Annotated in this window: 1 protein-coding gene; it reads right to left on the bottom strand. The window is 70.7% G+C overall.

Annotated elements, in window-relative coordinates:
- A partial coding sequence (locus N865_RS21295; protein WP_245603868.1) for a helix-turn-helix domain-containing protein occupies window positions 1–715 on the bottom strand: 715 nt, incomplete at its 3' end.
- Window positions 716–830 lie beyond the last annotated feature (115 nt).

The following is an 830-nucleotide window of genomic DNA, read 5'->3' as shown; positions in this document are numbered from 1 at the left end:
CCTCGACCTCGGCGGGGCGCTCGCTGATCATCACCATGGGGTCGACAAACCGTGAGGTGCGCACGGCAGGGTCCCGGCGTGGCTTGCGGCGGGTGCGGCCGGTGCGGATCGCGGCTTGTACTTCTCGCTTGAGCCCGCCGCGGGCCTGGACGTACAACGCTTGGTAGATCGTCTCCACGCTCACCCGCATGCTGTGATCGTCGGGATGCTCGGTCCCTAGAGCGTGGCAGATCTGTTCCGGGGACCAGCGCCGTCGCAGACAGGCCTGGACGAAGTCCCGAAGCGGTCCCGCGACGAGCAGCTTGCGGTCCTTGGGACGTGGCCGCCGTGCCGCGGCCGCGCGGTGGGCAGCGTAGGGCCGGTACGAGCCATCGACGGAGTTCGCCGCCAGCTCCCGCGCGATCGTGCTGGCAGGACGCCCGAGCCGCCGGCCGATCGCCCGCAGCGAGTGCCCCTCGACCCTCAGGTCCCGGATCTGTTCCCGCTCGGCCAAGGTCAGGAACCGTGGATGCAACTGCCTGTCCAGCGCCGGCAAGCCAGGCGTCGAGACCATCATCGAGCTCACGCCGAGCATCGTGACAGTCCGGGTGGCGGAATCCACCCGACGACCATCCGGATAGGTCCGGCGGTGCCCGCTCTTGCGGACGCCGTAGTCCCAGTCCTCGGCCGTGCGCTGGCTCACCCCGACCTGCTCGGCCGCTCGACGTCGCGACACGCCCTGAGCCCGCAACGCCCCATACTCACCCCGCCGCGGATGCGGCCGCGGCACACGCACGGACCGGCGACCAGCCCGCCAAGCCCAGCCATAGCCAGTGTTGCGGTTGATCCCC

Source organism: Intrasporangium oryzae NRRL B-24470 (assembly GCF_000576595.1).
GTDB classification, from domain to species: Bacteria; Actinomycetota; Actinomycetes; order Actinomycetales; family Dermatophilaceae; genus Intrasporangium_C; species Intrasporangium_C oryzae.
Note: the sequence above shows the minus strand (reverse complement) of the source record. Positions and strands in the feature narration are given on the sequence as shown.